General features: G+C 69.4%; 20 protein-coding genes. 8 read left to right on the top strand and 12 right to left on the bottom strand.

What is annotated here, in order from left to right:
- Positions 1–89: 89 nt before the first annotated feature.
- The 6 genes from AB5J54_RS33340 to AB5J54_RS33365 form a co-directional block, all read right to left on the bottom strand.
- A complete protein-coding gene (locus tag AB5J54_RS33340; RefSeq protein WP_369147632.1) occupies positions 90–701 on the bottom strand; it encodes a class I SAM-dependent methyltransferase in 612 nt (203 codons plus the stop codon).
- A 209-nt stretch (positions 702–910) separates the two neighbouring features.
- Complete coding sequence (locus AB5J54_RS33345) at positions 911–1,420, bottom strand: hypothetical protein (protein ID WP_369147633.1); 510 nt, start codon at positions 1,418–1,420, stop codon at positions 911–913.
- Positions 1,421–1,466: 46 nt separating this feature from the next.
- A complete protein-coding gene (locus AB5J54_RS33350; RefSeq protein ID WP_369147635.1) occupies positions 1,467–1,634 on the bottom strand; it encodes a hypothetical protein in 168 nt (55 codons plus the stop codon).
- 567 nt (positions 1,635–2,201) lie between these two features.
- Complete coding sequence (locus tag AB5J54_RS33355; RefSeq protein WP_369147637.1) at positions 2,202–2,891, bottom strand: DUF4097 family beta strand repeat-containing protein; 690 nt, start codon at positions 2,889–2,891, stop codon at positions 2,202–2,204.
- Between the two features lie 88 nt (positions 2,892–2,979).
- Positions 2,980–3,624, bottom strand: a complete 645-nt coding sequence (locus AB5J54_RS33360) for a response regulator (protein ID WP_369147638.1) — start codon at positions 3,622–3,624, stop codon at positions 2,980–2,982.
- Positions 3,615–4,940: a sensor histidine kinase gene (locus tag AB5J54_RS33365; protein WP_369147639.1), complete on the bottom strand. Its 1,326-nt coding sequence runs from the start codon at positions 4,938–4,940 to the stop codon at positions 3,615–3,617. Before AB5J54_RS33365 ends, AB5J54_RS33360 begins: the two co-directional genes overlap by 10 nt.
- A 200-nt stretch (positions 4,941–5,140) precedes the next feature.
- On the opposite strand from AB5J54_RS33365, the gene AB5J54_RS33370 reads away from it, so the two are divergent.
- Positions 5,141–5,470 (top strand): hypothetical protein, encoded by a 330-nt coding sequence (locus AB5J54_RS33370; protein ID WP_369147641.1) that lies wholly within the window; start codon positions 5,141–5,143, stop codon positions 5,468–5,470.
- A 232-nt stretch (positions 5,471–5,702) separates the two neighbouring features.
- On the opposite strand, the gene AB5J54_RS33375 is transcribed toward AB5J54_RS33370, so the two are convergent.
- Positions 5,703–6,773 (bottom strand): MupA/Atu3671 family FMN-dependent luciferase-like monooxygenase, encoded by a 1,071-nt coding sequence (locus AB5J54_RS33375; protein ID WP_369147642.1) that lies wholly within the window; start codon positions 6,771–6,773, stop codon positions 5,703–5,705.
- Between the two features lie 319 nt (positions 6,774–7,092).
- Here AB5J54_RS33375 and AB5J54_RS33380 point away from each other — a divergent pair, with 319 nt between their 5' ends.
- Complete coding sequence (locus AB5J54_RS33380) at positions 7,093–7,305, top strand: MbtH family protein (RefSeq protein WP_369147643.1); 213 nt, start codon at positions 7,093–7,095, stop codon at positions 7,303–7,305.
- A gap of 16 nt (positions 7,306–7,321) precedes the next feature.
- On the opposite strand, the gene AB5J54_RS33385 is transcribed toward AB5J54_RS33380, so the two are convergent.
- The 4 genes from AB5J54_RS33385 to AB5J54_RS33400 form a co-directional block, all read right to left on the bottom strand.
- On the bottom strand, positions 7,322–7,819 hold the full coding sequence (locus AB5J54_RS33385) for a hypothetical protein (protein WP_369147644.1): 498 nt from the start codon (positions 7,817–7,819) through the stop codon (positions 7,322–7,324).
- The gene (locus tag AB5J54_RS33390) at positions 7,747–7,986 is read right to left on the bottom strand and encodes a hypothetical protein (RefSeq protein WP_369147645.1); all 240 of its coding nucleotides are present in this window, start codon (positions 7,984–7,986) and stop codon (positions 7,747–7,749) included. Before AB5J54_RS33390 ends, AB5J54_RS33385 begins: the two co-directional genes overlap by 73 nt.
- Positions 7,987–8,054: 68 nt before the next feature.
- On the bottom strand, positions 8,055–8,183 hold the full coding sequence (locus AB5J54_RS33395; protein ID WP_369147646.1) for a hypothetical protein: 129 nt from the start codon (positions 8,181–8,183) through the stop codon (positions 8,055–8,057).
- A 4-nt stretch (positions 8,184–8,187) separates the two neighbouring features.
- A complete protein-coding gene (locus AB5J54_RS33400) occupies positions 8,188–9,396 on the bottom strand; it encodes a cytochrome P450 (protein ID WP_369147648.1) in 1,209 nt (402 codons plus the stop codon).
- A gap of 292 nt (positions 9,397–9,688) precedes the next feature.
- Here AB5J54_RS33400 and AB5J54_RS33405 point away from each other — a divergent pair, with 292 nt between their 5' ends.
- The 6 genes from AB5J54_RS33405 to AB5J54_RS33430 all read left to right on the top strand — a co-directional run bounded on the left by AB5J54_RS33405 (position 9,689) and on the right by AB5J54_RS33430 (position 17,224).
- Positions 9,689–11,272, top strand: coding sequence for an MBL fold metallo-hydrolase (locus AB5J54_RS33405; RefSeq protein WP_369147649.1), 1,584 nt, complete (start codon positions 9,689–9,691; stop codon positions 11,270–11,272).
- A 71-nt stretch (positions 11,273–11,343) separates the two neighbouring features.
- On the top strand, positions 11,344–12,366 hold the full coding sequence (hppD, locus tag AB5J54_RS33410; RefSeq protein ID WP_369147650.1) for a 4-hydroxyphenylpyruvate dioxygenase: 1,023 nt from the start codon (positions 11,344–11,346) through the stop codon (positions 12,364–12,366).
- 29 nt (positions 12,367–12,395) lie between these two features.
- Positions 12,396–14,786, top strand: a complete 2,391-nt coding sequence (locus AB5J54_RS33415) for an aminotransferase class I/II-fold pyridoxal phosphate-dependent enzyme (RefSeq protein ID WP_369147651.1) — start codon at positions 12,396–12,398, stop codon at positions 14,784–14,786.
- A gap of 191 nt (positions 14,787–14,977) precedes the next feature.
- Positions 14,978–15,774 (top strand): IS5 family transposase gene (locus AB5J54_RS33420; protein WP_369149544.1). Its coding sequence is split into 2 segments (ribosomal slippage): positions 14,978–15,311 and positions 15,311–15,774, totalling 798 coding nucleotides; the frame shifts between segments, so codons are not numbered across the junction.
- 142 nt (positions 15,775–15,916) lie between these two features.
- On the top strand, positions 15,917–16,132 hold the full coding sequence (locus tag AB5J54_RS33425; RefSeq protein ID WP_369147652.1) for a hypothetical protein: 216 nt from the start codon (positions 15,917–15,919) through the stop codon (positions 16,130–16,132).
- A 267-nt stretch (positions 16,133–16,399) separates the two neighbouring features.
- Positions 16,400–17,224, top strand: coding sequence for an IS5 family transposase (locus AB5J54_RS33430; RefSeq protein ID WP_369147653.1), 825 nt, complete (start codon positions 16,400–16,402; stop codon positions 17,222–17,224).
- A 284-nt stretch (positions 17,225–17,508) separates the two neighbouring features.
- Here AB5J54_RS33430 and AB5J54_RS33435 read toward each other — a convergent pair whose 3' ends face one another.
- Positions 17,509–18,312, bottom strand: coding sequence for an alpha/beta fold hydrolase (locus AB5J54_RS33435; RefSeq protein ID WP_369147654.1), 804 nt, complete (start codon positions 18,310–18,312; stop codon positions 17,509–17,511).
- Positions 18,313–18,876 lie beyond the last annotated feature (564 nt).

The raw sequence follows: 18,876 nt of genomic DNA on the forward strand, positions 1-18,876 counted from the left end.
CGTCGCCCGGAGGCTGCTGTCGGGTCCTACGGCTACGGTTACGGCCGTCCAGCCTACGGTTCGGTCGGGCGGGAACCGCCCGAGCGGCGTCAGGCGTCGATCGGGCGCAGCACCGCGTAGTACGCGAACGGCGGACCGTACAGCCGGGCGACCCGCAGCCCGGCGGCCTCCGCCAGGCTGATCAGCGAGGACGGCCGAATCTGATGCCGGTCGAAGAACTCGCCGACCACCAGCCGCCCGAACGGCTTCAGCACCCGGCGCAGCTCGGCCAGCGTACGCGCCGGATCCGGGATCTCGCCCAGCGCCGTCACCAGGTAAGCCGCATCGAACAAGCCATTCCCAAAAGGGAGTTCATGCGCGTCGGCGCAGTTCGGCACGATGTTGTCGACGCCCTGCTCCTTGGCCCGGCGGCCCACGTGGTCGAGCATCTCCTGCTGGATGTCAAGGATGTCCAGCCGGCCGTTCGAGCCCAGCTGCGGTGCGACGTGCAGCGACTGCAGGCCGGTTCCGGGGCCTATCTCCAGGATCCTCTCGCCCTCCCGGGCCTGCAGCACGTGGTCCAGACGCTTCAGAGTCAGGAACGGCAGCGGCAGGTCGAGCAGCCGGCGCTGAGAGTACGGGTACGGCGCGGAGTCGGTGAACCACCAGGTGGCGACGGCGGCGGCAGCGCCCGCGCCGATCAATGCCCGCGAATGCCTCATCATTCCTCCATACATGTCTGATTGGGTCGTTGAGGCGTCTCTGGTGGTCCATCAGTTGCGTTTGTGTGCCACCTGCTTGCGTCAGCGCCGACTTGTCAGCCGACCCGAGCGGACCGAACGAACCGCCCGTGGACCGCCGTTGCGGCAGGCGGGGGACTTCCCGAAACAGACCGGACCGCAAGCGCCGATCACTGCACGAGCTCTTCCACTCAGCGGCCCGGCCGAGGGAAGGTCCGGGTCGCGAGAACCGCGCAGGCCACCGCCAGCGGCAACTCGGCGAAGACCGCCATCAGCACGGCCTGCTTGAAGTCCGAACCCGGGGCAGCCGTCATGGTGTCGAACCAGGCGTCGACCAGCAGCAGGGCCGAGGTAGCGGCGGAGGTCAGGCAGGCCCGGCAGTCGCCCCGCCTGAGGAGCAGTCCGGTGGAGAGCAGGCCGAGCGCCTCGAAGCTGTCCAGACCCGTCCATGTCCAGGCCCAGTGCGAGGCCTGAGCGGTGGCCGGCAGCTCGGTGTTCAGGAAGACCAGCCAGGGAATCATCGCCAGCCCGAGCACGGTGAGGACCGTGGCCGCCCGGCGAGGCAGCAGGGGGAACGTCGAAGCGGCGGCGGCCTTCGGAACGATCCGCGGGACACCGGAGCCCGAACCGGAGGCGCCCGCAAGGGCCCAGATGCCGGTCTTGCCCAACGGGGCGCGCAGGGGTGAGGAGGGGTGGCGCATGGTTCTTCTCCAACGTTGGTCGTCGGCGTGGGGCGGTCGTGTCCGCTCAGCGGATGTGGATGCCGCCGTGGGAGGCGGCCCCGGTGAGGGAGGTCGACGCGCCGTCGGAGTTCGGCAGGTCGATCTGCGGCGCTGAGCTGCTGCTGTGGGCGTCGATCCGGTAGCCGGTGCTCGAGGGCACCGCGAGGCCTACCGCGCCGTGGCCGGTCGTCATGGTGCACCGTCGGGCGGTGCGGCTGGAGGTATTGATCGCTCCACTCCTCTTTCTCGGGAGGGCCGGTGGCCTTCACCGGTGGTCCGCGGTGGCGCTGCGGAGCGGGGCACCTGCGCCGCCCCGCTCCGGCTATCTGCCCTTCAGCCAACAGCAGTTCGGCGAGGCCGGACACGTGGCCGACCCACCGAACCGGGGTAGGGATAACCCACCTGTCGGTCCCAGCCGTTGTTGTCGGGCGGGGTGGTGGTGCCAGTGGTGTCGGCCGCGCGGCAGCGGCCCGCGGCAGCGCTGACTCCGGATGCGACGGCGGGCGTGACGAGGGTGAGGGTGATCGCCGCCGGTGCGGCGGCGGCCGCGGCCACGAGGTTGGCCCGTCGTGTGTGGGTGTTCATGCCGCTGTTCCGCCGAATCGTGTGCTGAGGGTGATCCGCAGGCCGCCTCGGCGAGCCCGAGCGGCACGCGAAGATCGTCGTCGACCCCCCGCTGGTCGCCGGCTGATCGCCCGAACGACGGTGGCGTCCCCGGGATGTCCCGGGGACGCCACCGTCGTTCGCGGCACGTGCGTGCTCAGTGGACCGTGATGCTGCCGCCCGTGGTCTTCACCACCACGCTGTGCGGCGCGTCCGTAGCGGTGTTCGGCAGCGAGACGCTCGGCGACCAGTGGGGGCTCTGCGCATCGACGTGGTAGGTGGCGTCGTGAGGGACCTGGAGGTCGACCCGGCCGTAGTCCGTGGTGACCTTCAGGGAGGCGGGTGCCGCCGTGAAGGAGGCGCTGACCGCGCCGCCGGTGGTGATCACCTCGGCGTTCGGGGCGCTGCTGTCGGCGAGGGTCACCGCGCCGTACGCGCTCCGCACGGTCAGCGGGCCGGACGACTGGTCCACCTCCACCCCGCCCAGCTCGGTGGTCAGATCCAGCCGACCGGTCAGGCCCTTCGCCTGGATCGCGGCGTCCCCGGTGTTCACCTGCGCGGCCAGGCCGGCCGGCACCGTGATCCGCAGGTGCTCCGAGCAGTCGTTGGAGCAGCCGGCGGTGACCGTGACGTCCGACCCGGACCGGGTGACGGAGACCTGCGGGACACGGCCCGTGTAGCTGCCGCTCATGGCCACCGTGACCTGCGAGGAGCTGTCCTGACTGAGAGTCACGTCAAGTCCGTCGGCCTGGACCGTCACCTGCCTGGCGCCGGCCGCGTCCTGCTGCCAGTTGCCGCTGTACGGGTGGTGCGCCGGAAGCAGGGCGATCACACCCCAACCGGCCACGGCGACGACCGTGACGAGGACGGCCAGCCCTATGAGGAGGAATCCGCGGCGGAGGAATCCGCGGCGCTTCTTCGGGGTGGTACTGATCTCAAGCTCCCAGGTAGCGCAAAACGGCGAGCACGCGGCGGTGGTCTCCCACCTCCTGCTGCAGATCGAATTTCACGAAGATGCTGCGGATGTACTTCTCCACCGCCGCCGTGCCGATCACCAGATCGGCCGCGATCCCGGCGTTGGAACGGCCCTCCGCCATGGCCGTGAGGACCTCCCGTTCGCGCGGCGTCAGGGTGGACAGCGGATCCCGCTGCCGGCTGCCGGCCAGCAACTGCTTGACCACCTCCGGGTCGAGGACCGTCTCGCCCGCGGCGACCCGGCGCAGCGCGTCCACGAACTCCTCGGCGTCCGACACCCGGTCCTTGAGCAGGTAGCCGACCCCGTTGTCGTTGGTGTTGACCAGGTCGATGGCGTAGCGCTCCTCGACGTAGTGGGAGAGCACCAGGACGCCGGTCTCCGGCCAGCGGGCGCGGACCGCCAGTGCGGCGCGCAGGCCCTCGTCCAGGAAGGTGGGCGGCATCCGGACGTCCGTCACACAGACGTCCGGCCGGTGTTCGGCCACCGCGCGCAGGAGCTGCTCCCCGTCGCAGACCGCGGCGACCACCTCGATCCCCTGTTCGCTGAGCAGCAGTTCGACGCCCTGGCGTAGCAGCGCGGAGTCCTCGGCCAGCACTACCCGCATGGCAATTCCACCTCGATCACGGTCGGTCCACCCACGGGACTGCTGAGCCGGAACCGCCCGTCCACCCCGGACACCCGGTCCGCCAGACCGGTCAGACCCGTGCCGGCCGCGAGATCGGCTCCGCCACGCCCGTCATCGCCGACCTTAACGTCCAATCGGGCGCCCTCCCGCCGGATCTCCACCCAAGCGCGGGTCGCATGAGCATGTTTGGCCACATTGGTGAGCGCCTCGGTCACCGTGAAGTAGGCGACCGCCTCGATGGTGGAGGAGGGGCGCGGCTCCACCAGGACGTCAAGGCGCACCGGCACCGGAGCCAGCGCGGCGACGGCGGAGAGCGACCCCTCCAGGCCGCGGTCGGTCAGCACCGGCGGGTGCAGGCCACGGGCCAGGTTGCGCAACTCGGCGATGGTGCTGAGGGTTTCCTGCCGGACGTCCTCGACCAACTTGTTGGTCTCGTGGTCACCTGACTTCTTCAACCGCGAACTGGCCCGGCCCAGGGTGATCGACATCGCCACCAGCCGTTGCTGGGCACCGTCGTGCAGGTCCCGCTCGATCCGTTTGCGCTCCGCCTCGGCGGCGTCCACCACCCGGGCTCGACTCTCCGTCAGATCGATGACCCGCTGCTCCAGTTCCATGCCGCGGGGCCGGGAGAGCAGTGCGACGGCCAGCGCGGTGTCCAGCGCCACCAGGAGTTTGACGATCAGGGGGGAGAGGACCGTGCCGACCAGCAGCGCCACCGCCGCGACCAGCAGCGCCCGGGGCAGGGAATCCACCACGAACGGCCCGAGCTGGGCCTCTCCGCCGGGCACTTGCCGGTAGTAGGCCGGAAGCAGCACCAGGGTCAGCGGCACGGCCCAGATCAGCGCCACCCCGACCAGGGTCACCGCCCCCACCGGCATCAGCAGTACGAAGTAGCCGATCAGCCGCCAGGTGCAGAGGTTGTGGACGAGGGACTGCAGCGACTTGGCCAACCGCCACGAACAGACCGGCGCCGGCAGCTCGTCGAGTTCCAGCCCGCAGGTCACGGCGAACCGGGCGCGCTCGACGGCGGCCAGCCGGAACAGCGCCCACCCCGCCGCCACCGTGAGCGGCAGGCCCACCAGGCCGGCCGGCGCCAGGCAGACGGCGACGACCAGCACGACCAGCACGGCCAGTCCCGCCAGCGCCACCAGACCGTCAAGCGCCAGGTGGATCGACGCCCGCCACAGCACGGGGGAGACCAGAGCGCGCAGCGGATTGCCCGGTACCACCTCGCGGAGTGGCCGGGCGTCCGTCCGGGCTCTGCCGATGGCACGACCGGCGATGTTCTCGGTCAACTGCTTCAGACCCGCTCTCGTGGGCAGTGCGGGGGGCGACCAGGTCACCGTCCGCGCCTCGATTCGACAAGGGGACGGTACCCAACCCGACCACCCGTCGGCAGAGAGGAGAGCCCGTCAGCGGGGGTAGGGTTTACCCCCGTCCAACCGGTGGGTTCACGCTGCCGACCCGGCGCCGCCCGGTGCGACATCGTGGGGACATGACCGATCGACACGTGAGCGCCGCCGGCCGTCCCTGCCCCGCCGGCAGGACCGACGACATCGAGCAGTTCCTCGTGCACTACGGGGACACCATCGACGACCGGGTGGCCGAGATCGTCGCCGAGGTCGTCGAAGAGGTCCTCGGCGAGCAGCTGAGGCGGCACCGGCGCGACGTTGTGCTGCCGGTCACCGTCGCGCTGGTGGCGGCCGCGGCCGTCTCGCTGGCGCTCATGTGGTGGAGCCCGTGGACAGTCCCCCTGGTGTGGGCCGCCACCTCCGTCATCTGCGTGTCGCTGTCACAGACCGCCCGGATCCCGCGCCGCTCGTAACGGGCCACGGGCGTCCGGGCTGCGGCCGCCCCTCCGCGCGTACCCCTGACGCACGGCGGGGCGGCCGCGACCGAGTGCTCGGTCACGACCGCCCCGGACATCGACCTAGCCCTCGCTCCGGTCGATCGGGTCGGGCCACGACGGCGCCGCGCACGAGCTGTACCAAGTCTCCAGCACAGTGCTCCGGGGCCTCTCAGACGCCCCGGGACTCGGTGTCGGCCCACGGGTGCGCTCAGCGCCCGGTGTGCGCACGCCAGGTGTCGTGCAGCCGAGCGAGGTGCTGGAAGCCGTCCACGACCTGGTCGGTCGCCACGCCGAAGTCCACCAGGCACGCGACCTCGTCCACGCCGGCGTCGGCGAGCTGCTTGAGCGTAGCCATGCACTCCTCGACGGTCCCGAACATGCCGCTGGTCTCGAAGTACCGGTCGAAGGCCTGGGCCACCAGGAAACGGCGGTCCTCCTCGCTCACCTTCTTCAGCTCCCGCATCATCGCGGCGCCGTCGGCTCCCGCGGCCTCGGCAGCCTTGACCAGCAGGTCGAAGGAACTGGCGAGGTAGCGGGAGAACGGCTCGCGCACGGTCTCCCGTACGGCCTCGCGGTCAGTGCCTACGAAGGTGTGCACCATCACCGCCACGTGGGCGCGCTCTCCGTCGCCCTGGTGCTCCTGGTATGCCGCCCGGTACTCGGCGATCCGCTGTGCCAGTGTCCCGACCTCCTGGCCCAGCAGGTGGGTGAGGACGCCCAGGCCGTGCCGTCCGGCCAGTTCGAAGGTCGCCGGGGAGCCGCCGGTGGTCAGCCATACCGGCAGCTCGGGCTGAACCGGCGGCGGGAACACCGTCAGCGACACCGACTCGCCCGCGCCGTCGACGAGTTCGATCGACTCACGCCGCCACAGGCGGCGAATCGTGTCGACCGTGTCCATCAGCGCGCTCTTGCGGGTCTCGTAGTTCTCCGGGCGCAGCGCGAAGTCGGCGGCGTGCCACCCCGAGGCGATCGCCACCCCCGCCCGCCCGTTGGAGAGGTTGTCGACGACCGACCACTCCTCGGCGATCCGCATCGGGTGGTGCAGCGGTGCCACCACGCTGCCGGCCCGCACGGCCACCCGCTTGGTCACCGCGGCGACCGCGGCGCCCGTGACCGCGGGATTGGGGTAGAGCCCACCGAAGGCGTGGAAGTGGCGCTCCGGGGTCCACACCGCGGTGAAGCCGTGGTCGTCGGCGAAGCGCGCGCCCTCCAGCAGCAGCCGGTAGCAGTCCTGCTGCTCGGTGTCGTTGTTGGCGAAGTAGAAGAGGCTGAAGTCCATCCGCGTCTCCGGATCGTGTGCACGTGGAGTGCAGTTGAGTGAAGGAGGAGGCCGGGTCGCCGCGCCTGACCACCCGGCGGGCCGAGACTGGCAGGCTCCGCCGCGGCCACCTTGGCACCAAGCGCGACGTGGATCAATACCGACCGCTGATGGTGTGAAGTGCCCTGTTCAACCGGCTCCGGGCCGCAGTTAGACGGTTGATCGGGGCCACGGCGTGCTCGGTGCGGCGGTTGTTTGACTCCGACTCGGCACCCTGGGCCATAGTGGGTCGCGGTGTGACCGGACGGTCCCACATCATGCCCGCAGGAAGGACGACGTGATGACGAACCCGTTCGAGGACCCTGACGCGAACTACCTGGTCCTGGCCAACGACGAGGGCCAGCACTCGCTGTGGCCGGTCTTCATCGAGGTGCCGGCCGGCTGGACCTCGGTGTTCGGCGAGGCTGCGCGGCAGGAGTGCCTTGACTACATCGAGGCGAACTGGACCGACATGCGCCCCAAGAGCCTGATCGCTGCGATGGCCCAGAGCTGATCGGCCTACACCCCCGTCAGCACCCCCGAAGGCCGCTCCCCTCGTGGAAGCGGCCTTCGGGGTGTCGCGACCGGGTTGAGGTCGGGTGAGCAGGCGGTGCAGGAGGAAGACCGTCAGCCAGGTGCACTCGGAGATCAACTCGCGCATGGCGTGGGAGACATGGGTGGTCAGGCGGTCCCGGGCCGGCACGATCGGCGCCTTGACGAGGTGGTGCACCGGCCATGCCGAACCAGCGCGAGCCGTGCGGTTGTTCTAGCTCGCCGGGCACCTGGATGAGGTGGTGGTCCGAACCGTCACCGCAGGGGTCGAGCGTCGGCAGCGCGCCCTGGTCCGCGGTGATGTCGCGGCGCAGCACCACCGCGCCCGCGCCGTCGCCGAAGATCGCGGACGTGTCGCGGCCCGTCGGGTCGACGATCCGGGAGTGGATTTCGGGCGCCACGATCAGGACGCTGTCGACGACGCCACTGAGATCAGGCCGTTGGCCACCGCGGTGGCGTAGACGAACCCGCTGCACACGAACGCCGTGAAAACCTGGCCCAGGTCGAGGCGGTGCGCGACCTCGGGCGCTGCGGCCAGGCACGGGCGGTCCGGTGTCGTGGTGGCCGGCACCACGCCGCCGAGCGTTCGCAGGCCCGGCGAGCTCAGCGCGTTGGCGCCGGCCCAGCAGGCCGGGTCGCGCATGGACACCCCGGGGCCGCCCGGCGCCGAGCGGCGATGCCGGTGCGACTGCGGATCCACTCGTCGGTGGTTTACAGCTGGGCCACCAGCGCCGCGTTGTCGATCTCGGGGCTGGGCAGGCAGGTGCCGGGGCCGACCAGTACCGAGGTCGGCCGGTCGCTGCGGTCCCCGGACGATGAGATGGAATCCGCCGTGGACATCGAGTCACGCGCCCCGCGACGTCAGGCGGACCGGCAGGGACTCGGGGCCGTTGACGACGATCGATTCCAGCAGTTTCGGCTCTCCGGCCAGCTCGATGTCGACCCTGCTGTTGAGCAACTCGCCGAAGAGGAGGCGGAGTTCGGCCTTGGCCAGCACACTGCCGAGGCAGAAGTGCTCGCCGAAGCCCAGCGCCAGATGCCGGTTCGGCTTGCGCAGCACATCGAAGCGGTCCGGATCGTCGAACACCGTCTCGTCGCGGTTGGCCGACGGGAGCCAGAACACCACGCGGTCGCCGGGCTCGATCCGTTTGCCGTGGATCTCGATCGGCCTGGCCGCGGTGCGCATGATGTGGGTAGCGGTCGAGGTCCAGCGCAGCACTTCCTCGACGGCGGACGGCAGCAGGCTCGGGTCCGCCCGCAGGATGTCCCACTGCTCGGGGTGCTGGAGGAAGGCGAGCATACCGCCGGCCGCTGAGATCCGGGTGTTCTCGGTGCCGCCGACGAGCAGGTTGTCGCAGTTCAGGATGATGTCATCCGGGCTGAGCCGATCACCGTCGATGACGGCGGTGGCGAGTGCGCTCACCAGGTCGTCGCCCGGATCCGCCGCCTTCTCCTCCTGGAGATTCTCGAAGTAACCCATGATGTCGAGGTGGGCGAATCGGCGGGTCAGTGGGTCGCCATCGGCGAATGCCTTGCTGGTGAGATCGTACAGATACTGCCAGTCCGACTCTGGGATACCCATCATCTTGCAGATGACATACAGCGGAATGCGCGCGGCGATTTCCGCGACGAAGTCGCAGGACTCCTGGGCCAAGGCGTCGTCGACCACGGCGCGCGCGATGCCCCGCATTTCCTCCTCGAGTGTCCGGACCGACCGGACGGTGAACCACTCGTCCACCACGCCGCGCAGTTGGCGGTGGCGCGGCGGATCGGTGAGGGCCAGGGTGCGGCCGCCCCCGGGGTCGACTCCGTGGTCGGCGGGCCGCAGCAGGATTCCGTGCGCGGAGCTGAAGGTCTCGTGATCGCGGTAGGCGGTCCGCACGTCCTCGTACCTGGTCAGCGACCAGTAGCCGGGCAGTTCGGCCGGTTCGTGCCAGTGGGCCGGGTCGTTGGCGCGCAGCCACCGCCACTGCACAAAAGGGTCGCCATGTGAATAGAGTTCTGGATCGACCAGGTTGATAAGCGGTGGCGGCTCGATCGGCTTGCTTTGCACGCGATGCCTCGCAGGGGTCTAAGGATTGATTTCACGGTGGCACGCTGTTTCGCGCAGCGTCAAGGCTTGCCGAGCCGCCCGCTCCAGGTCGTCCGAGCGGCCTGTTCAAGTGCCGCAAAAGCGCACTTGAACACCGCTGCCGAGCGGTGTCCCCAGTCATTGAGGAGTGTTGATCTCTTCAGCGCTGGGAGGCTATGTTCCCCAGTCGGTTGGAATTATTCCGGGCTGAGGTGCGCCGAATCGTCGGCTGCCCTGTTGATGGTGTCGTTTTCTCTGGCAAGGAGGGGTGCAGATGGCTGATGAGCAGTTGTTTCTGCGGTCCAAGGTCATAATCGAGCCGCTGGTGGACAGGTTTGTCGCCCAGCCGCACACCATGGCGCCGGTGCAGGCGGCGATGAACCTGGCGTTCCTGCATGTCCCGCTGCTCGAGTCGTACCTGCAGTCCCCGCAGGTGCATGTCGCGGCCAGCAACAACCCGGAGCTGCGCGGCGGTTACTTCATCAACATCCCGGAGGAGCGCGCCGACGAGGTGCGCGAGCTGCTCGCCACCATCAAGCGTGACCGGGCTGACATGCTGAAGTTCGCCGAGGCGATCGCCGCCGGCCAGGAGATCCTGCGGGCGAACGCCACCGGCTTCGACCTGACCCCGCTCTACCCGAAGCTGCCGGACGAGCTGGGTGGTCTGGTCGAGCTGGCGTACGACACCGACAACCAGGCGCAGCTGCGCTTCATGGAGCCGGTGCTCTACACCAGCCCCTACTACCAGGAGTCGCGCCAGTCGGTGCAGCTCTCCTTCGAGACCGGTATCGAGCGCCCGTTCATCCTGAGCACGCCGCGGCTGCCCTCCGAGGACGTGCTCGAGCTGGACATCCCGTTCCGCCACCCGGGCCTGACCGAGCTGTTCAAGGCCCGGGTCAAGCCGACCACGCTGGCCCACCTGCGCGAGGCCCTGGAGCTGAACGACGAGCAGGCGGCCGTGCTGCGCACCATGCTGAGCGAGACCCCGGCCCTGAACGAGGACCGCCACATCGAGTCCGGTGGCCGGATCCGCTACTTCGGCCATGCCTGCCTGGTGCTGCAGACGCCCGAAGCCGCCATCGTCACCGACCCGTTCATCAGCGCGGACAGCGACGCGGGCGACCGCTACACGCTGGACGACCTGCCGGACTACATCGACCTGGTGCTGATCACCCACGGCCACCAGGACCACATCGTCATGGAGACCCTGCTGCAGCTGCGGGGCCGGGTCGGCAAGATCGTCTGCCCGCGCTACTCCCGCGGCAACCTGGCGGACCCGTCGATCGCGCTGATGCTCAAGCACCAGGGCTTCGAGGTGGTCGAGGTCGACGACTTCGACGAGGTCGAGTTCCCCGGCGGCAAGATCACCGCCACCCCGTTCCTCGGTGAGCACTGCGACCTGGACATCCGCGCCAAGTCGACCTACTGGGCGGAGCTGGCCGGCAAGAAGGTCTTCATCGGTGCCGACTCCTCCGGCATCGCCCCCAAGCTCTACCGCTACATCAAGGGCCACCTGGGCACCGCCGACTTCGCCTTCCTCGGCATGGAGTGCGACGGCGCCCCGCTGACCTGGCTCTACCAGGCGCTGCTGACCATCCCGGTCACCAAGAAGATGAGCAACTCCCGCAAGCTGTCCGGCTCCAACGCCGAGCAGGCCGCCGCGATCATGGTCGAGCTGGGCGCCAAGGAGGCCTACGTCTACGCGATGGGTGAGGAGGACTGGCTGGGCCACGTCATGGCCACCACCTACACCCCGGACACGTACCAGATCAAGCAGATCGAGGAGTTCCTCGGCTGGTGCAAGGAGCGCGACATCCCGGCCGGCCACCTTTTCAAGCAGCAGGAGTGGCGCTGGTAGCAGGCCCGGAATGACCGCGGCCCCAGGCGAACACCTCGAACTCCGCTCCCGGCTCCCGCAGGAGGTACTTCATGGCTGTGCACGACATCGGCTACGTCGAGCTGTACACGAGAGACAAGGTTGCGACCGTCGACTACTTCGTCTCCGCCATGGGGTTCACCCGGGTGGCTGACTCGGTTGAGGCGGAGCGGAGTTCGGTACTGCTGCAACAGGGTGGGGTTCGCCTGGTGGTCACCTCCGGGCGGGGGACCGTGAGGTTCCTGGAACAGCACGGCGACGGCATCGCCGACATCGCGCTGACCTGTGACGACGTGGCGGAGACGGGTGCGGCGGCCGCCGCAGCCGGCGCCACGGTGACCGACTCCGCACAGGGCCTGCCGGTCGTGTCCGGCTTCGGAGACGTCGTACACACCCTGCTGCCGGCCGATTCCCCTCTGAACGGCCTGTCCAGCGCCAGCAGTTGGGTCCCCATACCCGGGGCCGCCTCGGCGGCGGCGACCGGCCGGATCACCGATCTGGACCACGTCGCGGTCTGCCTGGAGGGCGGCACCCTGGAGAAGTACGCCGACTTCTACCGTGAGGCCTTCGGCTTCTCGCGCTACTCCTCGGAGTACGTCGCGGTCGGCGACCAGGCGATGGACTCCATCGTGGTGCGCAGCGGTCGGGGCAGCGCCATCTTCACCCTGGTCGCACCGGACCCCGGCAAGGAACCCGGTCAGCTCGACAACTTCCTGGAGCGCAACGGCGGCGAGGGCGTCCAGCACCTCGCCTTCCTGACCGAGGAGATCATCCCCGCGGTGCACGAGTGCCGCGACCGGGGCGTCGTGTTCCTCGACACCCCGGACAGCTACTACGACGTGCTCGCCGAGCGGCTCCCGGGCCTGCGCGTGGAGATCGAGGAGCTGCGCGAGACCAAGGTGCTGGCGGACCGCGACGAGTGGGGCGACCTGCTCCAGCTCTTCACCCGCTCGCCCTACCCGCGCAACACGCTCTTCTTCGAGCTCATCCAGCGCAACGGATCGCGCGGCTTCGGCAGCGCCAACATCCGCGCCCTGTACGAAGCGGTGGAGCGCGATCGGCTGACCGCCGGATGAGCACCGAACCCCGCGTACAGTCAGCTCTGTTGACCCTGTCGGACTACGAAGAAGCCGCCAAGCACTGCTTCGACCGGGCGAGTTGGGACTTCATCGCGGGCGGCGCCGGTCAGGAGCGCACCCTGGCGGCCAATCTGGCGGCCTTCGACCGGGTGCGGCTGCATCCGCGGGTGCTGTCCGGTGCCGGCCTTCCCGAGACCAAGACCAGGGTACTGGGACGCAGTTGGTCCGCGCCGATCGCGGTGGCGCCGATGGCGTACCACACCCTGGCCGACCCGGAAGGCGAGGTGGCCACCGCGCGGGCCGCCGGCCGGGCCGGCCTCCCGCTGGTGGTGAGCACCTTCGCGGGCCGGACCTTCGAGTCCATCGCCGAGGCCGCCAGCACCCCGCTCTGGCTCCAGGTCTACTGCTTCCGGGACCGGGCGACCACCCGGCAGCTGGTGGAGCGGGCCGAGCGGGCCGGCTTCGAGGCGCTGGTGCTCACCGTCGACGCGCCGCGGCTCGGCCGTCGGCTGCGCGACCTGCGCAACGACTTCCGGCTGCCGGACGGGATGGTGCCCGCCAACCTCACCGGTGGCGACTTCGCCTCCCCGAGTGCCCACGCGCTCACCGAGTTCGACCCCGCGTTGGACTGGTCGGTGATCGGCTGGCTGCGGGAGATCAGCTCACTCCCGGTGCTGGTCAAGGGAGTGCTGAGCGCCGCCGACGCCCGGGCTGCGCTGCGCGCCGGAGTCGACGGCATCGTGGTCTCCAACCACGGTGGCCGCCAACTGGACGGCGCCCCCGCCACGTTGGACGCGCTGCCGGAGATCACGGCGGCCGTCGCCGGGGCCTGCCCGGTGATGGTCGACGGCGGCATCCGCCGTGGCGCCGACGTGCTGGCCGCCTTGGCACTGGGCGCCGACGCGATCCTGCTGGGCCGGCCGGTCCTGCACGGCCTCGCGGTCGGCGGCGAGCAGGGCGCCACCAACCTGTTGGAGCTCATCACGGAGGAGTTGGTCGAAGCCATGGCGCTCACCGGAACCCCGTCGGTCGCCGAGGCGACCGCTGCCCTGGTCGGCGCCGAGCCGGCCCAGCCGCCGCACCCCGCCCCGACCTCCCAGCCCGCCGGGCTGCTCAAGGCGGAGCTGCACCGCAGCGTCAGCGACCCGGTGCTGGACACCATGAACTTCCTCAACGAAGTCACCACCCGTTACCCGCAGGCGATCTCGTTCGCCCCCGGCCGCCCGTACGAAGGCTTCTTCGACACCGAGCAGATCTTCACCCATCTGCGGCGCTACCTGGACCACCTGGAGGCGCAGGGAGCGTCCCCCGATCAGGTGCGCTCCACGCTCTTCCAGTACGGCCCGACCAGCGGCCAGATCCGCGAGCTGATCGCGGATTCGCTCCGCAAGGACGAGAACACCGACGTCGCCCCCGAGTCCATCGTGGTCACGGTGGGGTGCCAAGAGGCGATGTTCCTCGCCGTGCGGGCGCTGATCTCCGGACCCGAGGACGTGCTCCTGGTCTCCAGCCCCTGCTACGTGGGGATCACCGGCGCGGCTCGACTGCTGGACGTCACCCCGACCGCCGTGGCCGAGCGTGAGTCCGGCTTCGACTGCGCCGATCTGGAAGCGGCCATCCTGGCCGAGCGGGCCCGCGGCCGCCGTCCCCGGGCGTTCTACGTGATCCCCGACCACTCCAACCCCTCCGGCACCACGATGCCGCTGCAGACCCGGCTCGACCTGCTCGACCTGGCGCAGCGCCACGACATCCTGCTGCTGGAGGACAGCCCGTACCGGATGGTCAGCCCGGGGCAGCAGTTGCCCACGCTGAAGTCCCTGGACCGCCACCGGCGGGTGGTACAGCTGGGATCGTTCTCCAAGACGCTCTTCCCCGGTGCCCGGGTCGGCTACATGGTGGCCGACCAGGCGGTGGTGGATGCCGACGGCCGCACCGGCCTGCTGGCCGACGAGCTCGCCAAGATCAAGAGCATGATCACGGTGAATACCTCGGCCGTGAGCCAGGCTGTGGTAGCAGGCATGCTGCTCGCGGCCGACGGTCGGACCTCCGAGCTGAACAGCGAGACCGCCGTCTACTACGGCGACGCGATGCGGGTCACCCTGGAGGAGCTCGCCAAGCAGTTCCCGGCCGCCGAGCGGGAGGCCCTCGGGGTGCGCTGGAACGAGCCCACCGGCGGCTTCTTCCTCAGCCTCACTGTGCCGTTCCAGGCCGACAACGCGGCGCTGAGCCGCTCGGCCGAGGAGTTCGGTGTGATCTGGACCCCGATGTCCTACTTCTATCCGGACGGCGGTGGCGAGCATGCCGTCCGGCTGTCCGTCAGCTACCTGACGCACCAGGAGATAGCCGACGGGATGGAGCGGTTGGCGCACTTCATCAAGTCCCAGTCCCAGTTCCAGTCCCATACGGCCCGCGGCTGAGCCGTCCGCGCCCGAACCCCGAGGGAGCTGCCCATGCCGGCCTGCCGCTGACCCCGGCCGAGCAGCCCACCGGGCCGTTGCCGGTCGAGGCGCCCGACAGGGCGGAGGAGACCTGGACCAGGTTCGTCCGGGACCGCCGCGGCTAAGAGGTCGCCTCATTTGGCCTGCTGAGTAGTCTGCGCCGTGTGGTGATGGTCGAACATTTGGTGCCGGACAAGCTGTGGGAGCTGTTCCAGCGGGTGGTCCCGCCCGCTCCGGCACGACCGCAGGGCGGCGGCAGACGCCGGTACGGAGACCGCGAAGTGCTGGCCGCGATCGTCTTCGTGGCCACAACAGGCTGCACCTGGCGGCAGCTGCCGCCGATCTTCGGTCCGTCGGGACCAACCGCACACCGGCGCTTCGCCGAGTGGAGTACCGTCCGGGTCTGGGCCAAGTTGCACCGCGTCATCCTCGATGAGCTGGGCTCGCGCGGCAGCCTGGACTGGTCGCGCTGCGCGCTTGACTCGGTGAACATGCGGGCCCTGAAAGGGGGGACCTGACAGGCCCGAATCCTGTCGACCGGGGCAAGAACGGCTCGAAGATCCACTTGATCAGCGAGCGGACCGGTCTGCCCATCTCCGTCGGGATCTCCGGCGCGAACCTTCACGACAGCCATGCGCTTGAGCCGCTGGTCCGCGGTATTCCCCCGATCCGTTCGCGTCGCGGCCCGCGACGCCGACGACCCGCCAAACTCCACGCGGACAAGGGATACGACTACGACCACCTGCGCCGATGGCTCCGCTCGCGCGGCATCCGCCACCGCATCGCCCGCAGAGGCGTCGAGTCCTCCACGCGGCTGGGTCGGCACCGCTGGACGATCGAGCGCACGATGTCATGGCTGGGCGGCTGCCGCCGCCTGCACCGCCGCTACGAGCGCAAGGCCGAACACTTCCTCGCTTTCACCGCCATCGCCTGCACCCTCATCTGCTACCGCCGCCAGAAGCCGTGACCATTGCACCAGGGGCTGCGGCAACATGGTGCAGGTGAGCGCATCATCTGAGCAGGTTCAGAACGCAGCCCGTCTCTGGCACGAACACCGTCATGCACCCTTCCCCGCCAGTCTGCGCGGTGCCGAGTTCGGGGGTACAGACATGGTGTTGCTCGACGCGGATACCGCCGGCTGCGTTCTTACGTGGCTGAACAACGGCGGCGCTCTCGACCCGAAGCGCACCCGCATCCTGCAGAGCTGCATCGAGGACCTGGACCGTGTCATCCCTCAGATCACCGAACTCACAGGAATCCAGTACTACGAGCGCCTGCGTCAGCTCGCCCTACTCGTATCCAGGGCTCTCTCCAGGACCAGATGAGACGACCTCTAAGTGAGCGTTTTACTCATGCTCATGCCAGTTTGATGCGATTCTGAATCGTCGGCCTCGTAGGGTGACCGCACCTTATCCACCGGAATGTGTCTCTTCTTGAAGGCTACGGGCCAGGGAAACAGCTCGGTCTGCCCCAGAACATCCTGTCTCGATTACGCAAGCACCAGTTCGCGGCATACCCGGGCGCATACCAACGCTCCCCATACCCCCGCACACGCCCTCCCCGGCAGCCACCAGCGCCAGTAATCCCACATCATGCGACCACCCCGGCCCTACCCCAGCGACCTGTCCGACGCGCGATGGGAACTGATCCGCCCCACCCTCGAAACCTGGCGCCAGGCCCGCGCCGGGATCCGCCGGCCCCACCACGACCTGCGGGCCCTGATGAACGCGATCCTCTACGTCGACCGCACCGGCATCCCCTGGCGCTATCTGCCCCACGACTTCCCACCCTGGCAGAGCGTCTACGGCTACTTCGCCCACTGGCAGAACGACGGCATCTTCGACCAACTCAACGGCCTCCTACGCGGCCTGCTCCGCCAGGCCGAAGGCCGCGAACCAGAACCCACCGCCTGCCTGCTCGACTCCCAGAGCATCAAGACCTCCGCCAACGTCCACCTCGCCGACCAGGGCATCGACCCCGCGAAAAAGATCCTCGGCCGCAAGCGGCACATCGCCACCGACACCCTCGGCCTCCTCCTCGCCGTTCTCGTCACCGCCGCCAGCGTCCACGACTCCGCCGCCGGCACCCGTCTCATCGACGACATCGCCGCCCGCCACCCCACCATCACCAAAGCCTGGGCCGACAACGGCTACAAGAACAAAGCCATCGAACACGCAGCCACCCGCGGCATCGACCTCGAGATCGTCCAACGCGACCCCCACACCCGCGGTTTCACCGTCCAACCCCGCCGCTGGGTCATCGAAAGAACCCTCGGCTGGCTCATGCACCACCGCCGCCTGGCCCGCGACTACGAAACCCACCCACACAGATCAGCAGCCATGATCCAAATCGCCGCCATCAGCCTCATGACGCGACGCCTCACCCAACAGAACACACCCAACTGGCGCGACACCTGACCACAAACGAAACAGACAACCGAGAATCAAACGCTCACTAAGACGACGTCCCCGGCCCCCTCACCCGCTTCGCCGGCACCGCGACCGCCGGGAGCGCCTCATGACGATCACCGGACTCCTCACCACGCCCTGGTTCCGCGCACCCCGTCGGGTCGTCCACAGCGAGCCCGGCCCCGTTGATCCACCAGGAGCTGGAGCGCACCACCACCATCGACCGGGTGCGCCCGGGCCGGCGGCCAAGCGGGCAGGCTCATCCGAGTTCTCCGCGTTGTCCGGGGTGCCCGTCAGTACTTGCCGAGGAATTCGGTGATCGCGGCGTTGACCGCCTCCGGTCGCTCCAGGTGCCCCAGGTGTCCGGCGTCGGGGATCTCGACGAAGTCGCAGCCGGGGATGGCGTCGGCCACCTCCGAGACCAGGTGGGGCGGGCAGATCAGGTCGTCGGCGAAACCGATCACCCGACACGGCACCGTGATCGCGCGCAGCGCCTTGCGTCGGTCGCCGGTCTGGGTGACCCAAGCCTGGCCGTCGGCGGTATTGCTGCCGCTGCCGGTCAGTTCGAAGATGTCCAGCCAGGAGCGGATGGCGTCGTCGTCGTTCAGCGAGGCGGGGGAGAGCATCTTCAGGACGGTGTGGACCGCCTCGTACTTGGACGGCAGTTGGACGCGATTCTCCCGCATCAGCTGGTCGCTCTCCTGCATCGCCCGGCGCATCGCGTCAGACCGGGCCCTTGCCGCCATGAGGACAGCCGAGCGCACCAGATGAGGTGCCTCGATGGCCAGTTCCTGGGCGATCATGGCGCCCATGGAGTACCCGACGATCCGGCACGGGCCGAGGTCCAGCGCCTCGATGAGCCCCTTGGTGTCAGCCACCATGTCGGCCAGCGAGTACTTGCCCTCCGGTGCGTCCGAGCCGCCGATGCCCCGGTTGTCGAAGACGACCGCCTGGTAGCCGGCCTGGATGACGGCGGGAGTCTGGTGCATCGTCCAGACACGGCCCGCGGCCCCCGAACCCATGATGAACAGGACGGGTTCGCCCTGGCCAGAGCGCTGGTACGAGAGGCGGATGCCGTTGGTGCTCACCTGAGGCATGGCGTCGGGACTCCTGAGCGAGAGGGAATCGAGGTGGAGGAGGCCCGCCGATACGGCTCCGCTGCACCCACCTTGGCACCGCGGCGCGCCGGTCATCAAACCAGGTTGTCTGCCCGGCGGTTCAGGGTGAGGGCGGTGGCCGGCCGGAAGCCGGGGTGGGTCGGTGGATGTGCAGGACGACGGCGGTGGCGGTGACCAGCCCACCGAGGTTCTAGGCGAAGCAGGAGAGACGGCAGACGAAGCCGTCGGACCAGGCGAGCCGGATGGACGAGTCCCACCCGCACATGTCGGACGGGGCGATCGCGTGGACCGCGGGATGGGGGACGAAGGCCGCCGCGGCCGGTCCGCGATGTTCAGCTGAGGCGGTGCCGCAGTTGAACGCACGAGTCGGCCGGGATGGCAAGGTGCGCCCGCTCAACAGCGGAGCGAGGCGGCAGGGCCCGCGGAACTCATCGCCGAGCACCCGCAGGGCACGTTGCGTGAGGTCGCCCGGCTCGCCTTGGTCTCGGCAGCGACGGTCAGCGGCGTGCGCAAGCGGCATCAGCTCGGTGCCCCCGCGGCGGA

Origin of the sequence: Streptomyces sp. R44 (genome assembly GCF_041053105.1) — a bacterium.
In the GTDB taxonomy this organism is placed as follows: domain Bacteria; phylum Actinomycetota; class Actinomycetes; order Streptomycetales; family Streptomycetaceae; genus Streptomyces.

Coding starts and splice junctions, on each gene's coding strand:
- AB5J54_RS33340 (WP_369147632.1), bottom strand. CDS start 701: ATGAGGCATTCGCGGGCATTGATCGGCGCGGGCGCTGCCGCCGCCGTC.
- AB5J54_RS33345 (WP_369147633.1), bottom strand. CDS start 1,420: ATGCGCCACCCCTCCTCACCCCTGCGCGCCCCGTTGGGCAAGACCGGC.
- AB5J54_RS33350 (WP_369147635.1), bottom strand. CDS start 1,634: ATGACGACCGGCCACGGCGCGGTAGGCCTCGCGGTGCCCTCGAGCACC.
- AB5J54_RS33360 (WP_369147638.1), bottom strand. CDS start 3,624: ATGCGGGTAGTGCTGGCCGAGGACTCCGCGCTGCTACGCCAGGGCGTC.
- AB5J54_RS33370 (WP_369147641.1), top strand. CDS start 5,141: ATGACCGATCGACACGTGAGCGCCGCCGGCCGTCCCTGCCCCGCCGGC.
- AB5J54_RS33375 (WP_369147642.1), bottom strand. CDS start 6,773: ATGGACTTCAGCCTCTTCTACTTCGCCAACAACGACACCGAGCAGCAG.
- AB5J54_RS33380 (WP_369147643.1), top strand. CDS start 7,093: ATGACGAACCCGTTCGAGGACCCTGACGCGAACTACCTGGTCCTGGCC.
- AB5J54_RS33390 (WP_369147645.1), bottom strand. CDS start 7,986: ATGCGCGACCCGGCCTGCTGGGCCGGCGCCAACGCGCTGAGCTCGCCG.
- AB5J54_RS33395 (WP_369147646.1), bottom strand. CDS start 8,183: ATGTCCACGGCGGATTCCATCTCATCGTCCGGGGACCGCAGCGACCGG.
- AB5J54_RS33405 (WP_369147649.1), top strand. CDS start 9,689: ATGGCTGATGAGCAGTTGTTTCTGCGGTCCAAGGTCATAATCGAGCCG.
- hppD (WP_369147650.1), top strand. CDS start 11,344: ATGGCTGTGCACGACATCGGCTACGTCGAGCTGTACACGAGAGACAAG.
- AB5J54_RS33425 (WP_369147652.1), top strand. CDS start 15,917: ATGGTGTTGCTCGACGCGGATACCGCCGGCTGCGTTCTTACGTGGCTG.
- AB5J54_RS33430 (WP_369147653.1), top strand. CDS start 16,400: ATGCGACCACCCCGGCCCTACCCCAGCGACCTGTCCGACGCGCGATGG.
- AB5J54_RS33435 (WP_369147654.1), bottom strand. CDS start 18,312: ATGCCTCAGGTGAGCACCAACGGCATCCGCCTCTCGTACCAGCGCTCT.